Annotated in this window: 23 protein-coding genes and 1 pseudogene; 15 read left to right on the forward strand and 9 right to left on the reverse strand. The window is 69.2% G+C overall.

Annotated elements, in window-relative coordinates; all coding sequences use genetic code 11:
* The first annotated feature begins 627 nt into the window (after positions 1-627).
* From AB0K37_RS22400 to AB0K37_RS22415, 4 genes are all read left to right on the forward strand, one after another.
* A complete protein-coding gene (locus AB0K37_RS22400; protein ID WP_363984064.1) occupies positions 628-1,410 on the forward strand; it encodes an alpha/beta hydrolase in 783 nt (260 codons plus the stop codon).
* 499 nt (positions 1,411-1,909) lie between these two features.
* Entirely contained in the window at positions 1,910-2,467 is a 558-nt protein-coding gene (locus AB0K37_RS22405) for a dihydrofolate reductase family protein (RefSeq protein WP_363984100.1), read from the forward strand.
* A gap of 79 nt (positions 2,468-2,546) precedes the next feature.
* Positions 2,547-2,945: a hypothetical protein gene (locus tag AB0K37_RS22410; RefSeq protein ID WP_363984066.1), complete on the forward strand. Its 399-nt coding sequence runs from the start codon at positions 2,547-2,549 to the stop codon at positions 2,943-2,945.
* Positions 2,942-3,394, forward strand: a complete 453-nt coding sequence (locus AB0K37_RS22415) for a MerR family transcriptional regulator (protein WP_363984068.1) — start codon at positions 2,942-2,944, stop codon at positions 3,392-3,394. Before AB0K37_RS22410 ends, AB0K37_RS22415 begins: the two co-directional genes overlap by 4 nt.
* 141 nt (positions 3,395-3,535) lie before the next feature.
* Here the strand turns inward: AB0K37_RS22415 and AB0K37_RS22420 are convergent, their stop codons facing one another.
* A complete protein-coding gene (locus AB0K37_RS22420; RefSeq protein ID WP_363984070.1) occupies positions 3,536-4,060 on the reverse strand; it encodes a hypothetical protein in 525 nt (174 codons plus the stop codon).
* 792 nt (positions 4,061-4,852) lie between these two features.
* Here AB0K37_RS22420 and AB0K37_RS22425 point away from each other — a divergent pair.
* From AB0K37_RS22425 to AB0K37_RS22435, 3 genes are all read left to right on the forward strand, one after another.
* The gene (locus tag AB0K37_RS22425; RefSeq protein ID WP_363984072.1) at positions 4,853-5,317 is read left to right on the forward strand and encodes a nuclear transport factor 2 family protein; all 465 of its coding nucleotides are present in this window, start codon (positions 4,853-4,855) and stop codon (positions 5,315-5,317) included.
* 203 nt (positions 5,318-5,520) lie between these two features.
* A complete protein-coding gene (locus AB0K37_RS22430; RefSeq protein WP_363984074.1) occupies positions 5,521-5,964 on the forward strand; it encodes a DUF4240 domain-containing protein in 444 nt (147 codons plus the stop codon).
* A 131-nt stretch (positions 5,965-6,095) separates the two neighbouring features.
* Entirely contained in the window at positions 6,096-6,674 is a 579-nt protein-coding gene (locus AB0K37_RS22435) for a dihydrofolate reductase family protein (protein WP_363984076.1), read from the forward strand.
* On the opposite strand, the gene AB0K37_RS22440 is transcribed toward AB0K37_RS22435, so the two are convergent.
* On the reverse strand, positions 6,656-7,366 hold the full coding sequence (locus AB0K37_RS22440) for a helix-turn-helix domain-containing protein (RefSeq protein ID WP_363984078.1): 711 nt from the start codon (positions 7,364-7,366) through the stop codon (positions 6,656-6,658). The genes AB0K37_RS22435 and AB0K37_RS22440 overlap by 19 nt on opposite strands.
* A 341-nt stretch (positions 7,367-7,707) precedes the next feature.
* Between AB0K37_RS22440 and AB0K37_RS22445 the strand changes: the two genes are divergently transcribed.
* Positions 7,708-8,301 carry a pyridoxamine 5'-phosphate oxidase family protein gene (locus tag AB0K37_RS22445; protein ID WP_360351230.1) on the forward strand — a complete coding sequence of 198 codons (594 nt, stop codon included), beginning with the start codon at positions 7,708-7,710 and terminating at the stop codon, positions 8,299-8,301.
* A gap of 210 nt (positions 8,302-8,511) precedes the next feature.
* Here the strand turns inward: AB0K37_RS22445 and AB0K37_RS22450 are convergent, their stop codons facing one another.
* From AB0K37_RS22450 to AB0K37_RS22460, 3 genes and pseudogenes are all read right to left on the reverse strand, one after another.
* Complete coding sequence (locus AB0K37_RS22450) at positions 8,512-8,778, reverse strand: hypothetical protein (protein WP_363984102.1); 267 nt, start codon at positions 8,776-8,778, stop codon at positions 8,512-8,514.
* Positions 8,779-9,077: 299 nt separating this feature from the next.
* Positions 9,078-9,311 carry a hypothetical protein gene (locus tag AB0K37_RS22455; protein ID WP_363984104.1) on the reverse strand — a complete coding sequence of 78 codons (234 nt, stop codon included), beginning with the start codon at positions 9,309-9,311 and terminating at the stop codon, positions 9,078-9,080.
* Between the two features lie 140 nt (positions 9,312-9,451).
* Positions 9,452-9,796: pseudogene (locus AB0K37_RS22460) on the reverse strand (class I SAM-dependent methyltransferase); the annotation flags it as partial.
* Here AB0K37_RS22460 and AB0K37_RS22465 point away from each other — a divergent pair.
* Positions 9,795-10,184, forward strand: a complete 390-nt coding sequence (locus AB0K37_RS22465; RefSeq protein WP_363984080.1) for a MerR family transcriptional regulator — start codon at positions 9,795-9,797, stop codon at positions 10,182-10,184. The pseudogene AB0K37_RS22460 and the gene AB0K37_RS22465 overlap by 2 nt on opposite strands.
* A 321-nt stretch (positions 10,185-10,505) precedes the next feature.
* Here AB0K37_RS22465 and AB0K37_RS22470 read toward each other — a convergent pair whose 3' ends face one another.
* The 3 genes from AB0K37_RS22470 to AB0K37_RS22480 all read right to left on the reverse strand — a co-directional run bounded on the left by AB0K37_RS22470 (position 10,506) and on the right by AB0K37_RS22480 (position 12,293).
* Complete coding sequence (locus AB0K37_RS22470) at positions 10,506-11,057, reverse strand: hypothetical protein (protein WP_363984082.1); 552 nt, start codon at positions 11,055-11,057, stop codon at positions 10,506-10,508.
* A 178-nt stretch (positions 11,058-11,235) separates the two neighbouring features.
* The gene (locus AB0K37_RS22475; RefSeq protein WP_363984084.1) at positions 11,236-11,808 is read right to left on the reverse strand and encodes a helix-turn-helix domain-containing protein; all 573 of its coding nucleotides are present in this window, start codon (positions 11,806-11,808) and stop codon (positions 11,236-11,238) included.
* Complete coding sequence (locus AB0K37_RS22480; RefSeq protein WP_363984086.1) at positions 11,796-12,293, reverse strand: GNAT family N-acetyltransferase; 498 nt, start codon at positions 12,291-12,293, stop codon at positions 11,796-11,798. Before AB0K37_RS22480 ends, AB0K37_RS22475 begins: the two co-directional genes overlap by 13 nt.
* 185 nt (positions 12,294-12,478) lie before the next feature.
* Here AB0K37_RS22480 and AB0K37_RS22485 point away from each other — a divergent pair, with 185 nt between their 5' ends.
* Positions 12,479-13,393, forward strand: a complete 915-nt coding sequence (locus AB0K37_RS22485; RefSeq protein WP_363984088.1) for a Rieske 2Fe-2S domain-containing protein — start codon at positions 12,479-12,481, stop codon at positions 13,391-13,393.
* 45 nt (positions 13,394-13,438) lie between these two features.
* Here AB0K37_RS22485 and AB0K37_RS22490 read toward each other — a convergent pair whose 3' ends face one another.
* Positions 13,439-13,795, reverse strand: coding sequence for a MerR family transcriptional regulator (locus AB0K37_RS22490; RefSeq protein WP_363984090.1), 357 nt, complete (start codon positions 13,793-13,795; stop codon positions 13,439-13,441).
* 84 nt (positions 13,796-13,879) lie between these two features.
* On the opposite strand from AB0K37_RS22490, the gene AB0K37_RS22495 reads away from it, so the two are divergent.
* From AB0K37_RS22495 to AB0K37_RS22515, 5 genes are all read left to right on the forward strand, one after another.
* Positions 13,880-14,683, forward strand: coding sequence for an aminotransferase class IV family protein (locus AB0K37_RS22495; RefSeq protein ID WP_363984092.1), 804 nt, complete (start codon positions 13,880-13,882; stop codon positions 14,681-14,683).
* Positions 14,684-14,768: 85 nt separating this feature from the next.
* Positions 14,769-15,503 carry a helix-turn-helix transcriptional regulator gene (locus tag AB0K37_RS22500; RefSeq protein WP_363984094.1) on the forward strand — a complete coding sequence of 245 codons (735 nt, stop codon included), beginning with the start codon at positions 14,769-14,771 and terminating at the stop codon, positions 15,501-15,503.
* Between the two features lie 53 nt (positions 15,504-15,556).
* Complete coding sequence (locus AB0K37_RS22505) at positions 15,557-16,498, forward strand: sterol desaturase family protein (protein ID WP_363984096.1); 942 nt, start codon at positions 15,557-15,559, stop codon at positions 16,496-16,498.
* Between the two features lie 166 nt (positions 16,499-16,664).
* On the forward strand, positions 16,665-16,838 hold the full coding sequence (locus AB0K37_RS22510; protein ID WP_089315210.1) for a hydrophobic protein: 174 nt from the start codon (positions 16,665-16,667) through the stop codon (positions 16,836-16,838).
* A gap of 130 nt (positions 16,839-16,968) precedes the next feature.
* The coding region (locus AB0K37_RS22515) for an alpha/beta hydrolase domain-containing protein (RefSeq protein ID WP_363984098.1) at positions 16,969-18,168 on the forward strand (1,200 nt) is incomplete at its 3' end.

Consider the following 18,168-nt stretch of genomic DNA (forward strand, 5'->3'; position numbering starts at 1 on the left):
GGTCACCGGACGGCCGCGCCGGACCGCGCATGGCGAAGCCGTCGCCCCGGCCACCAGTTGCCGGCGGTCACCGGGGCAAGCCGTCGCTTCACGTGAGCCGGGTCCGGCGGGGACTATTCAGGAACGCCGATCGCGCGTCACGCGTAGGGCCATCCCCGTGAGCCGTCTCTTACTCCCGCCGGTTCGGCCGCAACGACCTCGGGCACCCCGGAGCACCTCTTGTCGGGACAGCGTGACTGTACATCCCATAAGGGGTTCTAGTGCGCCTCTGGCGGGGGCATTCCGACTCTGGGAAGCACGGGACGTGGCCATGACGGTCGCCGATGGTTGAGGTAGGAATCCTGAGCTTCCCCTCTGCCGCCGTCCCGATCGGGGATTTACCAGACCAGGACCCCGGCGTGACCCGGCAGCGCTGAGCGCGGGACGACGGCAGACGGGAAGCTCAGGCGGGTGTGCTGCTGCCTGACACATCTCGCGTGAACGAGCATTCCGGCTCAGGGGGTGGATCCGAGTAGATTTCTGGTCGAATTCCTGATGATCACGCGGATGCCTGGGTGTCCCGTGGGTGAGGAATTCACCTCGAACGGTCAGAAAACAGCGGAGTATGGTCGGCCGGGGAGGTATTCAGTGGCGGACGTGCAGGCGACGGTGTGGGGAGACGGTGCGGTCTCAGCGGTCTTCGTTCACGGGATCTTCAGTTGGGGCGCCGACGAGTTGTACGGATTCGGCAATCAGCGGCCGCTGGAGGATGAGTTCCGGCTGGTCATGATGGACCGGCGCGGACACGGGGCGAGCCCGGACATCGAGGGCAGTGACTATGAGGTGGATGCGGACGACATCACCGCCCTGCTCGGCGACGGAGCCCATCTGGTGGCGCATTCCTACGGCGGTGCAGGGGCGATGCTGGCCGCCGTGCGCCGACCTGACCTGGTGCGGTCGCTGACACTGATCCAACCCGGCACCCTGCGGCCCGCGGCCGGACATCCGGTGGTGGACGAGGCGCTGGAACGCGCTCGCGCCAGCACTGCGGGACTGCCACCGGAGATGACCCCGGAGGAGTACCTGCGGGCGGCCACCGAGGGCATCGGAATGCCTGTGCCGGAGGCCACGCCGGACCGCCTGCGGGCAGTGCGCGCCGCGATGCGCGAGCGGCCCTGCTGGGACGCCGACATCCCGCTGGACCAGCTCGCCACCGCGCCCTGGCCCAAGCTGGTGATCTCGGGCACCTGGGAGGACGCCCCCGAGCTCTACCGCCGGTATGCGGGCGAGCCGCTGATCGCCGCCGCGGAGTTCATCGCCGACCGGATCGGCGCACAGTACCTGAAGGTGCCCGGCTACTACCCGCAGGTACAGCAGCCCAGTGCGGTCAACGACGCACTGCGCGACCTTTGGCGGCGCGCGCCGGGGTAAATGCACATTTGGGCGTGCGAGGTTCTGCCACTCCGTACGTCCTCTTCCCGGATATCGCCGGGGGGCATCACGCTGAAGTCGGGTTCAAGAGGTCTGGCGCTCAGGCCGCTGCACATTCTCGCGCCAGGCCGCCCGGAGCGTGCGGCGCGAGCGACGGTCATCGGATGGCCGCGAATCGTGCCGCCGCCTCCCTGTCTGCCAGCCGCTGGTGGTCACAGGACCGCGCCGCCGCTATGCCGTCCAGGTCAACGCGAAGTCACCGTCATCGAGACCGACCGCAACGCCCTCCAGGAGACCAGGCAAGACTGCTCAGGGGCCAGAGAGCGGACCAGCTTGGCCGCCGTGGACCCAACCGTGAGCGGTGTCGATGGCTCGGAGTGCGATGAGTTTTGGGGGGCCCGGCGGTCTGAGTGCGTGAGTGGTCAGCCACTGAGCACGAGCGGATCGAGCGGTGGACGCTGGGGACGTCCCGGCGCGGAAATACACATGGAGGCACCGGATGCGGAAGTTGATTCTGGCTTTCTACGTCTCACTCGACGGTAAGAGCGCTGACGCGGACAACGGAATCAGGGACGTCATGATGAGCATCGACGACCCCGAGCAGGAGAAGTACTTCGTCAGCCGGCTGTGGGAGGCCGGGGCCTTCCTCATGGGCCGCAACACCTACGAGATCATGGCCGGATACTGGCCCCATTCCGACCACCCCTCCGCCCAGGCCATGAACGAGATTCCCAAGGTCGTGTTCTCCCGTACCTTGAAGTCTGCCGACGCCTGGCCCGAGACCCGGATCGCCGGCGGGGACACGGCGGAAGAGATCGCCAAGCTGAAGGCCGAGCCCGGCAAGGACCTCGTCGCCGCCGGCGGCACCGCGTTCATGCACTCCCTGATCAAACTCGGCGTGGTCGACGAATACCGGCTGTGGGTGTTGCCCGCCGCCATCGGCAAGGGCGCACCGCTGTTCCCGGAGCTGGATCGGCCCGCGAACCTGCGCTTGGTGAAGAGCACGCCCTTCCCGTCCGGCACCCTCGAACTCGTGTACGCGGCAGGCGATAAGTAGGGCCCAGCAGGCAGCGCTCACGGTGGCGGCACTCGTGGGGGTTGCATCCTGTACCGGGATACAGGCTTACCGTCGAGGTGTGGCCGCCGCCGGGGCAGCAAACACCGAGATGAGGGAGCTGTGGATGCCCGGATCTGAAGTGCCGATCATGTGCACACTGTCGCCGAACAAGATGGTGGATCGGCTGGCAGAGTTCGCGTCGCTGTTCGCTGAGTCCCTGACCGGTGTGGAACGTGAGCCGCTGCGGTTGCGCCTGACGTTCGACGCCGACCAGGCGCGCGAGGCGCAACTCCGGGGAGTGTTCGAGGCCGAACAGGAGTGCTGCGCGTTCCTAAGGTTCGCGTTCGAGCGCACTGGAGCCGGTTTGAAGGTGGAGGTCACTGCGCCGCAGGAGGCCGGGCCGACGCTGGACGGGATGCAGGCTTTGGCCGAGCGCAACGCCCCGCCGGAAGTCGTGGCAGTGGGCTGGACGGGATGAGCGGTCAGTACGAGGGACTGCGATCCGGCCAGGTCGCCGAGGCGGCCGGGGTGAACCTGCAGACCTTGCGCTACTACGAGCGGCGCGGCCTGCTGGCCGAGCCCGAGCGGACCTTGGGCGGGCATCGGCTCTATCCCGCCGAGGCGGTCACCGTCCTGCGGGTGATCAAGACCGCGCAACGGCTCGGATTCACCCTGGAGGAGGTCGCCGAACTGTTGGAGGCGGCCCAGCACCGGCACGGGCAGCGCGACGGCGGTCTGATGGAGCGGGCGCGGCTCAAGGTGATCGAGGTCGAGGAGCGTATAGCCGACCTTGAGGTCATCCGTTCCGCTCTGCACGAAGCGATCAACGCTGGATGCGACGACCTGATGACGTGCGCCGACCAGCCATGCTGCCCGTTGCCGTTCGCGGAACTCGTCCGCCCCGACTCCGAAGGGGATCGCTCGTGAAGACCGAGCTCAGGGCAGGCGCAGGATTCCGGCACGCTCGCCGCTGCGGCATGCGTTTCCTGCCGCTCCGGCTCTGTTGATCATCGCCGGAGTGCTCAGCGGCAGCGAGGCCGCGGTCTTGGCCGACAGTAGTGGCGCAGCCTAGGAACTGGACGCCGTCCGGGGATCGACCGTGGTCGACTCGAACGGATGCGGCCAGGGGACTCCGAGGGCCGTCCACCACTTCAGGTAAGGCACGCCCAGCACCGACGGTTGAGCGCCCTCTTCGCTCCAGGTCTCCGACACCTCGTCGAGGGCGGGCGCTTCCACGCCGAACAGCGCGGCCGCAGCTCGTCGGCTCTCTGCCGTGTCGTTGTCCGGGAGGCCATCACCTTCCTCATCGATCGAGGCGACGTGCACGGCCGCGCCGTCGGGGCCGAGAACCTCGTTGACCACGCCGTGTTCGTCGAAATCGGAGGCGGCGATCGCCCGCACACCCCACTCCGGCAGCAGCTCTTCCACCACCGATGACAATGTCACGCCGAAGTCGGCGAAAACGAAAACCCTCGCCCCTTGGGTGACGACGTCGACGGCCGACTGGTGGGCAGTCGCGAGCGCAAGCGCGAATTCCTCGGGGTCTCGCCCGTCCTTGAGGTCGATAACGGCCCAGCCGCTGAACGATGACACCGTTTGACAATATCAATGCCCCGCTCCGGGTAGTGCGGAGTTTGCGCTTCTCAAGCTGGCGGCGCGGGTTCGATTCCCTCACCGCTTTACGCAGAAGGCCCAGGTCGGGGACATGGCCCCGAGCTGGCCCTACTTGGTCCTGGCCGTCGGCCCGGACGTGCCCTCGTTAGGCGCAGTGGGTCAGGCGATGGTGTCGGCGACGATGATTTGTCCGTCGCGGATGACCCACTTCTGGTTGGGGTGGTTCATGCAGCGCCAGAGTCGGACGTTGGTGTTGTCGGCGCGGCTGTTGGTGGCGTCCAGACACACGGGGCTCGGGGCCGCGCGCCTGGGGGGAGGCCGCGGCGGCGGATGCCGGGGCGGTTGCGAGCGCGACGACGGTCAGGGCCAGGCCGGCCAGCGGAAGGTATCTGATCACGGGGAGCTCCCTCTCGGCTGTGCTGGAGAACTGAGCTCCCACGAATATCACTAAAAGTATTTGAACAACTTCTGATTGTCATGGTTCGGGTTTCGTCGCCATTGGCTGACACATCTGCGACGAAGACGGCCCGTGTCGCCCTGTCTGGCGAGTCGGACCGCTTGGGGTTTTCGGGTGTTCGCAGGTCAGGCGAGCGTGGCTGCTCAAGGGCGTGCAGAGGACGCCCGAGGGTCGAGGGTCCCCGCCGAAGGAGTGACTGGAGATATTCCTTGACGAATAATTCCTCAACGAACTACATTGTGCTTCCTGTCCACACTCGTCCATGGGCGGACGTGCGGGCGGCGACGAAGGCGATCTCTGATGGGAGAAGTCTCATGCCCGACCCCCTGACTCCGCGCGAGATCTTTCTGAGGCTGGTGCACGGCGTCTGCGAAGAACGCTGGGAAGACGTGATCGAGCTTTACGCCGAGCAGACTCACGTAGAGCACCCTTTCCATCCGCTCGCGGCGCCCCCGCTGCGGTCTCTTGAAGAGTTGCGCGCGCACTTTGGGGTCGGCGCACCCCCTGGTGCCTACAAAGGGCACACACTGCGCCGTCGGCCGGCCGGCATCAATGTTCACGAGACCGCAGATCCAGAGGTCATCGTGGCCGAGTTCCGCTACGAGGGGATCGTAGTGGAGACCGGTGAGCCGTTCGCAATTCCAGCGGTCTTCGTCATGCGGGTCCGCGACGGAAAGATCATCGAATCCCGTGATTACCTGGACCACCTGCGTTCTGCCCAAGCACGTGGTCAGTTGGGTGATGTCCTCGCCGCCGTCAGGCAGCACCACGACTCCTGACGGGTGAGGAAGGCCTGTTCGTCGAGCTCCGGTGGCTGCGGCGTACCTGTTGACAGGCCGTGATCCCTGAACGCGGTTCTTGATCGTTTTCGAGGCTGGCGGCGCCAGCTTGTCACTCCGGTCCTTGGACGCACTTGGCGGGCGAGCGATAGGCAGGACGTTCGCGCCCGCGATTGTCAGGCGCATGCGGCATGCTCTGCCGCATGGACGAGGACAGCTTCTGGCTGCTGATCGAAAACTGCAGGCCAGGAGCGCCTGACCCGGATGCTGAGCATCTTGCGGCGACGCTGACGACACGCCTTGCGGCGGGTCCGTTGTCTGCGGTCATCGGGTTCGCTGAGAACCTGGCGTGGGCGCTGTACCGTCTGGATCGCAGAGAATACGGCCGTGACCTGTCGGGCGACGCCTTCCTCTACACGCGCGCTGCCGTGGTCGCCGACGGTCGCGACGCTTATGACAGAGTTCTAGGGAATCCAGCAAAGTTCGTCCCATATGCCGCCGGACTCGTATGGGCAGAGAGCCTGCTTTACGTACCCGACCGCGCATACGAGCACATCACTGGTGAGGAGTGGGGCCGCAACACCCGCTACTCCTACGAGTCCTACTCGAACGCCGCCGGCTGGTCCGACGGTGTGGATACCGCTTGATCACATGCCCGCACGCCCGGTCGTAACGCTGTTCCGCAGGTGAACCCGCTGTCGTTTCCGTCCAAGACGGCCGCCGCGGTCACGATCTAGCGTGGGCCTGGCGACTCACCCGAACATGAGGAGACAACACAATGCGTGACCTGGTCTACACCGGTTTCATGTCGCTCGACGGCGTCGTGGACTCGCCGGGCGGCGGGCCGGGGGAGGAGCACCGCAGCGGCGGATGGGTGTTCAAGGACCTCGAGTTCGTCCCAGAAGCCTGGACGCTGAAGGGCGAGGAGCTCGCCGACACGACGGCGCTGATGTTCGGCCGCCGCAGCTACGAGGCGTTCGCGCAGGTCTGGCCCGGCTCGAAGGACCACGCCGACTACAAGGAACTGCCCAAGTACGTGGTGTCGACCACGCTGTCCGATGACGCCCTCGTCGACGGGTGGGGGCCGACGACGATCCTGCGCTCGACCGAGGACGTCGCCGCGCTCAAGGAGGGCGAAGGGGGCGCGATCTTCATCCACGGGAGCGCGGAGCTGGCCCGGCGGCTGTCGGACGCGGGTCTGGTCGACCAGTACAACCTGCTCGTCTTCCCCGTGCTGCTCGGTGCCGGGAAGAGCCTGTTCGGCCGGGCCGACCGCGACAAGCAGATGCTGTCGCTGCGGGAGTCGGAGAGCTACTCGAACGGGATCCTGAAGCTGGTCTACGACGTCAGGCGCTGATCCAGGTCAAGGGCGATCGCGCCGCCGGCGCCCTCGCGCAACTGCCCGGCGGTGCGTCCGACATAGGAGCGCAGCGCCCGAGCCAGGTGCGACTCGTCGAAGTAGCCGAGCTTGGTGACGACGTCGGCGACCGGTTCGCCGAGCGTCACCAGCTCCGCCGCCCTGCGGGCCCGCTCGATCTGCCGGACGCCGCCCCGCGTCAGCCCGGTCGCGGCGCGGAACCGGCGTTCGACCGTCCGTCCCGAGACGGCCGGGCGGTGACCCCGCAGCACCTCGGCGACGAGCGGGTCACGGACCACGACCCCGGCCCGGACGAGACGTTCGACGAGGCCCTCGGCATCGTCGGGTCCGGGCGTCTCCCAGCGCTCGCCGTCCAGCCGGAACGTCCGGCGTGTGGTGTCGGGGAGCTCGATACCGCCGTTGACCAGCGTCGACGTGGGGACGGCCCGCAACGAGGTGCCCACGGCGAACTCGATGCCCGTGAAGGCCGCGCCTTCTGGCACCGGCGCCAGGCTGGTCCGGGTCTCGGGACCGGTGATCCCCGCGTACGGCCGGCCGTCCTGCTCCCAGAACACCAGGCCCCAGCGCACCCCTGCGACTGACGTCATCGTCGTGACCTGCTCGTTCGTGCAGGTCCACACGGTGTCGACCCACGGCGAGTCGGACCGGCGCGTCTCAAAGCGCAGCTTCACGGGCGCAGGATACGTTGCGTCGGCGGTTCGATCTCCGCCACCCACTCCCACGACAACGGCCAGGTCAGCGACGAGTCGCTGACCTGGCCGCTTTCGTTCCTCGGCCACTGGCTCCGCTACGTGCCCGATACCTTCCCCTCACTCCGGGCCCTCCGATGGCGTCCGAGGCCATCAGCACGTTTTCAAGGGGTGGGCACGCCACGGGCCTGCGTGCGGGAGATCGAGCGTCCTGTCCCGTCTCAGCAGCCGCGCTGCGCCGGGGGACGGGGCCTCTTTCGTTCACCGACCGCCGTCCCTCGGCGGCCCAAGATCAGTAATTGGGGTGCCGTCATACTCGATATATGGGAAAGAGCTACGAGCGGATTGACGGCAGGCTGCGCACCTTCATCGAGTCGCAGCACATCTTCTTCACCGCGACGGCGCCGCTGGCCGGCGACGGCACCGTCAACCTTTCGCCCAAGGGGCTCGACGGCTCGTTCGCCGTGCTCGACGAACTCACCGTGGCCTACCTCGATTTCGCCGGCAGCAACGCCGAGACCATCGCCCATCTGCGCGAGAACGGCCGCATCACCCTGATGTGGTGCGCCTTCGACGGCCCGCCCAACATCGTGCGAGTGCACGGCCGCGGGGAGCCGGTCTTCCGCGACGACGCGCGCTGGGCCGAGCTGATGGGCCACTTCCCCGACATCGACCCGACCCTGCACGGCCTGCGAGCGATCATCGTCGTGACCGCCGAGAAGATCCGTGACACCTGCGGATACGGCGTCCCGTTCATGACCTACGAACAGGACCGTCCGCTGCACGCGTCGCGTTTCGCGCGCGAGACCGACGAGTCGCTTGACGCTTACTTCCAGAAGAAGGAGCACATCGCGGCCAGCATCGACGGCCTGCCAGGGCTGCCCCTGCCGCTGCCACCGCTTCCCTCGGTCGAGTAGGACGGAGCCGGACGGTCTCCCGGCGATCGCGATGTACACCGAACACCCCGGCGCACGCCCCCGCTGAGCCTGGTGGCCGGGCTTAACGACGAAATGTCCCGGCGGGAGGCGCGAAGCCTCTCCGCCGGGACACCCGGTACGCCCGGTCCGCGGTGATCACGGACCGGAATGGACCATGGGACTACTGGTCCTCAGAGGTCCTCCCGCTGGTCAGGAGACCAGCGAGAGAGCGACGATGACCGCGCCGATGGACAGGAGGATGACCCACCCGTCCTTCTTCACGATCCGACTTGCCGCACCCCCCGCAAGGGCGGCGAGGACGAGCGGGACGAAGGGGATCCCCGTGACCCAGAAGATCGCGGTGGCCGCGACGGCCGGGGCGATGGCCCGCGTGTTCCTCTTGCCCTTCTCGTTCTTCTTCACGCCGTCCCCTGCCAGGAAGCCCAGCAGGACAAGGACGATGAGTGCAATGTTCATGGCGGACTCTTTCGGTTGCAGTTACGCCTCGAAGGCGTCTTCCTTGACGCACGCCCCTAGGACGTGCGTTGGGGAAGACCGTCAGGTTTTCGGCGGTGACGGCAACTGTGACGACCAAACCGGAGGTGAAGTCGCCGGTGGCCGCGCGCCGTCGGGCCAGGGGCTGCGGGGCGCCCTCGCTCCGGCCGGCCGGGCACCACCTGGTCGATTTCGAGAACTGTGAAAGAACTAGCGGCGCTGGACCACGCACCTTGCAGGCGGGTCGGCTACTGCGGCGACGGGTCGTGGTGAGCCGGAGATCAGGCGGCGCGGGTTCCCGCGGCGACGAAGAACGGGATGGCGACGAACAGGCGGTCGCCGCGTGCCCTGGCGACCTGGTCGTCGAACCAGGCGCCTTCCCCTCCCATGCCGGCGAGCACCGGGAGGACGGCGGCGTCCGTCCACACGATCGTGTGGACGGCGACGGTGACGTCGGTGAACCCGTGGTCCAGCAGGAGGTTCCGGTGGCGGCGGGCGACCCGCGGGTTCGGCATGGCTCGGCGCGGGCGTGGACGAGTGAGCGGGTGAGCTCGGGATCGTCGGAGTCGATGATGAACGTGTCCCAGTCCTGGCCGATGAGCACCGCGCGGCCGTGGGGGGCCAGGACACGGCGGGCCTCGGCGACGGCCTGCTCGGGCTCGGGGAGGACGTGCAGGACCTTGTCGGCGCGGTAGCCGGTGACGGAGCCGTCGTCGAGGGGCAGCGCGGTGGCGTCGGCGACGTGGAAGTCGCTCGCGGGCCAGCGCTCGGCGGCGACCTCGATCATGGCGGGGTCCAGGTCGACGCCGATGGCCCGCACCCCGCGGGCGGCCAGCTCGCCGACGGCGCGGCCGCTGCCGCAGCCCACGTCGACCACGGTGGTGCCCAGCGCTTCGTAGGTGAGTTCTCGCAGGTCACGAGCCTGGGAGAGGTCGTCGAAGGCGTCGAGGACGGTGAGCAGCTTGGACATGGCCGCCATTGTGCGACTTAATGTCGACATGAAGTCAATCGGCGAGGTGGCGGCGCAGTTCGGGCTGCCGACGCACGTGCTGCGGTACTGGGAGGCCGAGGGGCTGCTGGCGCCGGCCCGCGCGGGGGACCGTCGCCGTTACACCGACGCCGACGTGCACCGGGTGGCGGCGATCCTGGTCGCGAAGGAGGCGGGTTTCGGGCTCGCGGACATCCGGACGATGCTGGCCGCCCGGTCCATGTCGGAGCGCCACGAGGTGACGGTCCGGCACCGCGAGAGGCTGCTGGTGCGGATCGCCCGGGCGCAGGCCGCCCTCGACATGATCGAGGGTGAATGCCCGCACGACGACATCATGACGTGCCCGCGTTTCCAGGGGCTCCTGGCTGATCGACTGGGATCGTCGAGCGCGCCGGCATAGCCGGCCGCGAGCGTCCGCCGTGCGCCGTTCGCGCGATGGACCTCGGCTGGGGTCACCCAGGCGCGTGCCGCCGTCGCGCGCACCGCGGACCCGGAACAGCAGGAAGCTCCTGGCGGCCAGGGTGTGCGCACACCCGGCCGACCAGGAGCTTCCGCGATCACCTTGTGCGGGCCGTGTTCGGCCTGTGAATCAGCCCGCGTGATCTGCTTTCGTCACCATGGCGCCGGTTCGGTCGCCCGGGCCGGCCCCAGCGCAGTGGTTGACCACTGCAGGCGAATGGAACGGCGGCTCATGGTGGGGTCGTGCTTCGACGCGGCAGGCTCAGCCGCCGGCCCTCCACTTGTAGGCGCCGTTCTTGTAGCCGCGGATGATGACGTACGGCTTGTAGGTCTTGCCGTTCCCCGTGTAGCGGAACGCGCCCTGGGCGTAGGACGTCGCGTAGGCCGCGTTGCTGGGGTAGGTGACCTTCTTCATCACCCAGCCCTTCCACACCCACTTGTACTTGTTGTAGGTGTAGGCCTTGTAGTTGGCGCGGTAGCGGGTGACGTAAGAGCCGTTGTAGCACCAGGTGAGGCGGTTGGTCACCGCGATGATCCACTTGCCGTTGGTGGCTTTGTAGCCCCGGGTGCGCTGGTAGTAGTTGCAGTACTCGGCCGCCTGGACCGAGTACTTCTCCATGGCGGTCAGCGGCTGGCCCGAGGCCTTGGCCTCGGAGATGAGGTCCTTCTTGGAAAGCGCCCCCACGCTGGTGGTGGTCACCTCCCTGCCGGGCTTGTCGGCGGGCTTGGTCTCCGCCTGCGCGGCCGGACCCGCGGCGAGGACTCCGGCGGCCAGGGCGCCGGAGATAGCGGTCACGATGGCGACACGCCGCATGTATTCCTCCATGCTTGGAAATGGGGGGAGCGTGCAAGGTACCGCAGTCTGGGACTGCCGGGTGCCGCTGCACCTTTCTCGCCTTATGTGATGCGTGCGACGGCCGTTTGGTTCCGGACCGAACCAGAGCAATCCCGGCAGTTTCTCGCACCGTTCCGGGGCGCCGTCTCCGGGGGAGTCAGGCCGTGGCCTTGCGGGTGACGATCACGACGTAACGGCATTCGCCGGTGCCGTCGTTGACGAACTCGCGTGCCTGGGGCTTGCCGAGTTCGAAGGTGTCACCCGCGGTGAGGACGTGCGTGGCCGCCTCTTCGACGAGGCTCAGCCTGCCGTCCAGCACCCAGACGAGTTGGGCGATGAAGGCGTAGGACGCCGCCGGCATGGGCACCCGGGCGCCTGCGGGCAGCACGATCTCGGTGACGTCGGCCGGGAAGCCCGGCCCCGATATCTGCCGTCGCAGGTACCCCGACCCGGGGTCGGTCCAGTCGGGGATGTCGGCCGCGCGCCGCACCTGGCCGGGCGCGCCGCCGTCCGCCGGTGACAGCATCTCGGTCATGCTCAGTTCCAGGGCCGCGGACAGCTTGCCGAGGAGGGCGGCGGTCGGGCTGCTCTGACCGCGCTCGACCTTGCTGATCATCGCTCGGGACACCCCCGAGGCGTCGGCGAGCCGGGCCAGCGACCATCCGCGCCGTGCGCGCTCCGCCTTGATGCGCTCTCCGAGGACGTTGGGACCGTCCATCAAAGTGGACACGGCGTCCACTCCGGGTCGGCTCCGGCATCGAGCCGAAGCTCCATGAAGACGCTGTTGGGGTCGTGCACGTAGTCGGCGAACGGCTCGCACGGGGTGAATCCGTGCCGTGCGTAGAGCCGCCGGGCCGGCGCGAAGAACTCCTGGCTTCCCGTCTCCAGCAGGACCCGCCGGTGGCCGCGCTCGGCGGCGACGGCAAGCAGGTGCCGAAGGATGGCCGATCCGATGCCCGTCCCCCGCGCGGCTACCGCGGTGCGCATGGACTTGAGTTCGGCGTCGCCGCCGCCAAGATCCTTGAGCGCGCCGCATCCGCGCAGCTCCGGCCCCTCCCAGGCCGACCAGAACGCGACCGTCGGGTCGCGCAGCTCCTCCAGGTCCAGCGCGTGGATCGATTCGGGCGGCGACGTCGCGTGCATGTCGGCCAGGTGCTCCTCCAGCAGCCGGCGGACCTCCGGCCGGCCCAGGCCGTCGAGCTCGAAGCGCAACATCGTCCAGCCTCCGCGTCGCCCGATCAGAAGAAATCCAGCATAGTGGACGCTCCTCCACTATGGGAATCAACCGCCTGCAGCAAGGCCCGGAACGTCGCGATGTCGCCCGCGGCTCAAGCGAACGGTTTCAGGGGTCCTTTGGGGGATAGGGAGCGAACGTGTAGTCGTGTCTGGGGGAGGGCGTTATGAGCATGCCGCACAGGGCGGTCCACCGGCTGGAGAACGCGGAGGCCTTGGACAAGGTCGCCGAACCGGTCAGTTCCATGGTCCAACGGGTCATCCAGCCGCGCCTCGTCCGCAATCTGCTCAGCGGGACCAATACCGGGCACCCGCTGCACCCGGTGCTGACGGACGTGGTGATCGGCGCGTGGAGCATGGCCGGGCTGCTGGACGTCGCCGGGGGACCCGACGCCGAACCGGCCGCCGACCTGCTGACGGCGGCGGGAGTGGTCGCGGCCGTGCCCACCGCACTCACCGGGCTCAACGACTGGGCCGACACCCTGGGGGCGGAGCGCCGGGTGGGGCTCGTCCACGCCGGCGCCAACACGGTGGCGCTCGCGCTGTACGCGGCGTCCCTCGGCGCGCGTTCCCGCAAGGCCAAGGCCCTGCGGTTCGCCGGCATGGCGGCGATGGGGATCAGCGCGTATCTCGGCGGTCACCTGACCTTCACCCGGGGCCTCAACGTCAACCGCACCGCGTGGCAGCAGGGCCCGGAAGAGTGGACCCCGGTGCTGGCCGCATCCGAACTGGCCGAGGGCGAGCACCGTACGGCCGATGCGGACGGCGTCCGGATCCTGCTCTACCGGACGGCCACGAAGCTGCACGCCATCGCCGCCACCTGCACCCACCTGGGCGGCCCGCTGGGCGAGGGGACGATCGAGAACGACTGCGTCACCTGCCCGTGGCACGGCAGCACGTTCCGCCTCGACGACGGCGGCATCGAGCGCGGCCCGGCCAGCGCGCCGCAACCGTCCTACGAGACGCGGATCCAGAACGGACGCATCGAGGTCCGCGTCCCGCCGCCGGGCGGCCAGTCCGACATGGCGAACGAGGGCGCCCACCGAAGGGCCCGCCACCTCACCCGGACCTCGGCCTCATAACACCGCATTGACGTCGCGGCGGGTCTCAGCAGCGAGGCGTACGAGCTACTCGGTTGGTGTGTGGGCGGTGAGGAATCCGGTGAGGGCTTCGTGGTTGCGCTGGAGGCCCTCGATGCGGGCGTTCAGTGCCGCTATCTCGCGGTCGAGGAGGTCGCGGATGCCCTCGCACCAGTCGAAGTCCGGCTGGTCGCTGCGGGTGCAGGGGAGCACCTGCCGGATCACCTCGGAGGTCAGGCCCGCGTCGAGCAGCACGCGGATCTTCCGCACGGTCAGCTCGGCGTCCTCGCCGTAGCGGCGGTAGCCGTTCGAGCCGCGTTCGGCCTGGAGCAGGCCCTGCTCCTCGTAGTACCGCAGAAGCCGCGGGCTGACCCCCGTCCGGCGGGACAACTCCCCGATCAGCATGTCACCGTCCTGGATTGACCTTCTCACCGGTGTGAATGCCTAACGTCGCCTTGCAGGCGATCATTCCGCACACTGGAGAGGCCCATGTCCACGCTTGTCGTCCAACGCAATGGCCGCGCGGCGACCACCGGCGACCTCGCGCCGCTCGCCTTCGCCGGCTTCGCGCACTTCACCGCCATGCAGGTGCGTGGCGGCAAGGTCCGGGGCCTCGACCTTCATCTGGAACGGCTGCGGTCCGCCTCGATGGAGCTGTTCGGCGAAGCGATGCCGGACGAGCGGGTTCGCTCCCATCTGCGGGCGGCGGTGGAGGCGGGGCCCGCGGACGTCTCGCTGACGGCCACGATGTACTCGTCCCCAGGGGAGTTCACTGCGGGCGGAGAGCCGGTGGGGCCCGAGGTCCTGGTCCGGACGGGGCCGCCCGCGTCGGGTCCGGAAGGGCCGCTGACGCTGGCGACGGTCGAGTACGACCGGTACCTGCCCGCAGTGAAACACGTGGGGGAGGTCGCCAAGACCCACCTCATGCGCCGGGCCGTCCAGGACGGCTTCGACGACGCCGCCTTCGTCGACCGCCGCGGGCGCCTCAGCGAGGCGACGATCTGGAACCTGGCCTTCTGGGACGGGGACGCCGTGGTGTGGCCCGAGGCCGAGATGCTGGTCGGGACCACCATGGGCATCGTCCGCCGGCAACTGGACCGCCTCGGCGTCCCCCAGCGCGTCCGGCAGGTCACCCCCGGCGACGTGCCGGGCCTGGCCGGCGCCGTGGTCATGAACTCCTGGACCCCGGGGGTCGCAGTCCACCAGATCGGCGCGACCCGCGTCCCCGCAGCCCCACGTTTCCTGGACCTACTCCACCAGGCCTACCAGGCCGAACCCCTCACAGATTTCTAGCCTCAGGCTTTCACTAGGCCGATTCCCTTTTCGCGGGCTTACTTTGAGGAGGACGACAGCTGCGGACAGGGGGTGCGCACGGGCGATGGCTGCCTCTGACAGGGGGTGGGCGGGAACGGCCCGCCTGGAGCCGGGGGTCCTGACCTTCACCGGACGCCTGGGCGGGGCCGCCGCCCACGCCCACGCCGCAGTGCAGGTGGTGGCGCTCACCAGCGGCTCGATGGCCTTCCGGGACGGGTTCGGCGACCGGACGGAGGCGGCCGCGGCGATCATTCCCGCCGGGGTGGTGCACGCCGTCGACGACATCGGGGAGGCCCGCGGGACGACGTACTACCTGGACCCGGCCGGTCGAGCCGCCGCCGCCCTCGCGGCCCGGGTGGACGCGGCCGGTGACCGGCGGAAGGCGAGCTCCTGGACCGCGGCCGCCAGTACGCCGCTCGCGCCGCCGCCCACCGGGCCGCTGCATCCGGCGCTGGCCGTCCTGACGGCGCGGGCGTCCCGGGAGGCGGGGCGCGCGGGCGGGCCGGACGTCCCCGAATCCCTGGCCGAGGCCGCGGCGGAGGTCGGGCTTTCGGCCACCCGGCTGGGCCATCTCTTCACCGACCAGCTCGGTCTCCCCTACACCGCCTGGCGGCGCTGGACCCGGCTCCGGCACGCGATGGAGGCCGTGCACGGGGGCGCCACTCTCACCGAGGCCGCGCACGCCGCCGGATTCAGCGACAGCGCCCATCTGACCCGGGTGTGCCGCGCGATGTTCGGCATCACCCCCACCGAGGCCGCCCGCGCCGCCGGGTGGCGCCCCCCGCGTCCTGCCTGCTGAGGGCAGCCGATTCGTACAAGGAGCCTCGGCTTCGGGCGGGCCAGGCTCGGTCCATGGGTACTACGACGATCAGCACCGGGTCCGGGCGTCTCCTGCGGGCGGGGGTGCGGTACGGGTACGCGCCGGCGATGCTCATCGGGATCAACGGCATCGGCGTCGCGCTGACGAGCGCCGGGGCCGGGAAGATCTGGCTGCTGGCGCTGCTCGCCGCCGCCATCGCCATCTCCTTCGCCGCCGAGCGCCTGCTGCCGTACGACCGGGATTGGAACCGCCCTTCGGGGGACGGTGGCCGCGACGCCGCGCACACTTTCGTGAACGAGGCTCTTGTCCTGGGCAGCGTCGCCGCCGTCCCCGCCCTGGCCGCCGTGGTGTCGGTCGCCGACATCTGGCCGCATTCCTGGCCGATGTGGACACAGGTGCTGCTGGCGGTCGTCGCCGCGGATGCCGGGATCACGCTGGTGCACTACGCCAGCCACAAGGTCGGACTCCTGTGGCGCTTCCACGCCGTCCACCATTCGGTCAAACGCTTCTACGGCCTCAACGGGCTCATGAAGCATCCAGTGCACCAGACCGTCGAGATGACCGCGGGCGTCACGCCGCTCCTGGTCGTCGGGCTGCCTGTGGACGTGGCCTCCGCGCTCGCCCTGGCGGTCGCCGTCCAACTGCTGTTGCAGCACTCGAACGCCGACTACCGGATCGGTCCCGCCAAGCACGTCCTGGCCCTCAACGAGGGCCACCGCTTCCACCACCTCAAATGGGCGGGGATCGGGGACGTCAACTTCGGCCTGTTCACCCTGCTCTGGGACCACCTGCTCGGTACCTACAGCCATGACCCCGCCCGCCGCTTCACTTCCGATGATCTGGGGATGGCCGCCAAGCCCCACTATCCGGTGCGCTACCTGGAGCAGTTGGCGGAACCCTTCAGGGCCCGCGGCGCCTGCGCCCCCGAACCGGCCGTGGACGGCGCCGCGTCCGGCCCGGTGCCGGCGAGCTGACCTTTGGACTCCAGCAGTGGTCGACCCCGGGCGGGTGCCCGGGGTCCGCTTCCGGGACCATTCCGCTGCGTGTCCGAAATGAGACCTTTGTCGCGCATCAAGCTTCATTTGCCGGGGACAAATCGGCCCGAACGAACCAATGGCAGACCCCCGAGGAGGACCCCCAATGCCTTGGCTGATGATCCTGGTGCTCCTGCTGGCACTGATCCTGTTCGGCGTCGGCTTCACACTCAAGATCCTTTGGGTGGTGGCCGCGATCGTCCTGATCCTGTGGCTGCTCGGCTTCGTGCTCCGCAGCGCCGGCCCGTCCGGCAAGCGCGGTCGCTGGTACCGCTGGTAACACAGAGAACGGCGCCGCCCCGTCCAGGCTCTGGACGGGGCGGCGCCGTTTCCGCGGCCGGTGATTCGCGCGATGTGGAGGAGGGGACGGGCGGCGGACACTGTGGCCCCCTGACATCGTGGAGGTCACCGTGCGTTTCTCCCTGCGGGTTCCCTGGCGGCGGGTCGCCGCCGCGGCGACGGGAGCGGGGCTGCTCGCCGCCCTGCTGTGCGCCTCGCCGCCCGCCCTGGCCGCGGCCCCCGGGCCCGTGGTCACCGTCCCGCCGCCGGGCGCCCACGGCTTCCCGTTCCTGGCGGCGGCCGAGGATCTCGGGTCGTTCGGGTACACCGAGAGCGAGTACTTCATCACCGGCACCGCCACCTCGTACGCCAAGTCCGGCCTGTGGACGTCGAGCGGCCGCTGGGACGTGCGGGCGTCCGGGCAGGCCCCGTACAAGACGAGGCTCCTGGTCCGGCGCCCCTCCGATCCGGCGAAGTTCAACGGGACCGTCGTGGTCGAATGGCTCAACGTCAGCGGTCAGCTGGACCTGTCCCCGGACTACTGGTTCACGCGTGACGAACTGCTGCGCAAGGGATACGCGTGGGTCGGCGTCTCGGCGCAGGCGGTCGGCGTCAACGGCGGGCTCGGAGAGATCCACGGGCTCAAGGGGTGGGACCCGGACCGCTACGGCAGCCTCGTCCACCCCGGGGACGCCTTCTCCTACGACATCTTCTCCCAGGCCGGGCAGGCCCTGCGAAGCCCCGACGGCCCCGACCCGCTCGGCGGGCTGGCGGTGAGGACGCTGCTGGCGGACGGGGAGTCCCAGTCCGCCGGGCTCATGACCACCTACGCCAACGCCGTCCAGCCGGTGTCGCGGGTCTACGACGGCTTCATGATCCACAGCAACGGCGCGGTCGGGGCCCCGATCAGCGGCGAGCTGTCCGACACCCTGTGGATGCCGAACCCGTCCCGCATCCGGACGGACCTGACCGTCCCCACGTTCGTGGTCCTGACCGAGACCGACGTCCCGCTGGCGGCGGCCGCCCGGCAGCCGGACACCGACCGGGTCGTGCACTGGGAGCTGGCCGGCACCGCGCACGGCGACCAGTGGGCCTACGACCTGGGGCAGCCGACGCTGAGGAAGTCGGCGGGGTCGGCCGCGCCGGATGCCGGCTGCGCCGCCGGATCGGCCCCGTTCAACGACGGGCCCGGGCACTACTCGATGAACGCGGCGCTGCGCGGTCTGGCCGCGTGGGCGCGCGGCGGGGCGTCCGACTCCACGGCGTGCATGAACTCGTCCGACACCCGGACGGAGTTGTTGGCGTTCTGGTACTGGACGCTGCCGATGTCC

Source organism: Actinomadura sp. NPDC049753 (assembly GCF_040674655.1).
Lineage (GTDB): Bacteria > Actinomycetota > Actinomycetes > Streptosporangiales > Streptosporangiaceae > Spirillospora > Spirillospora verrucosospora.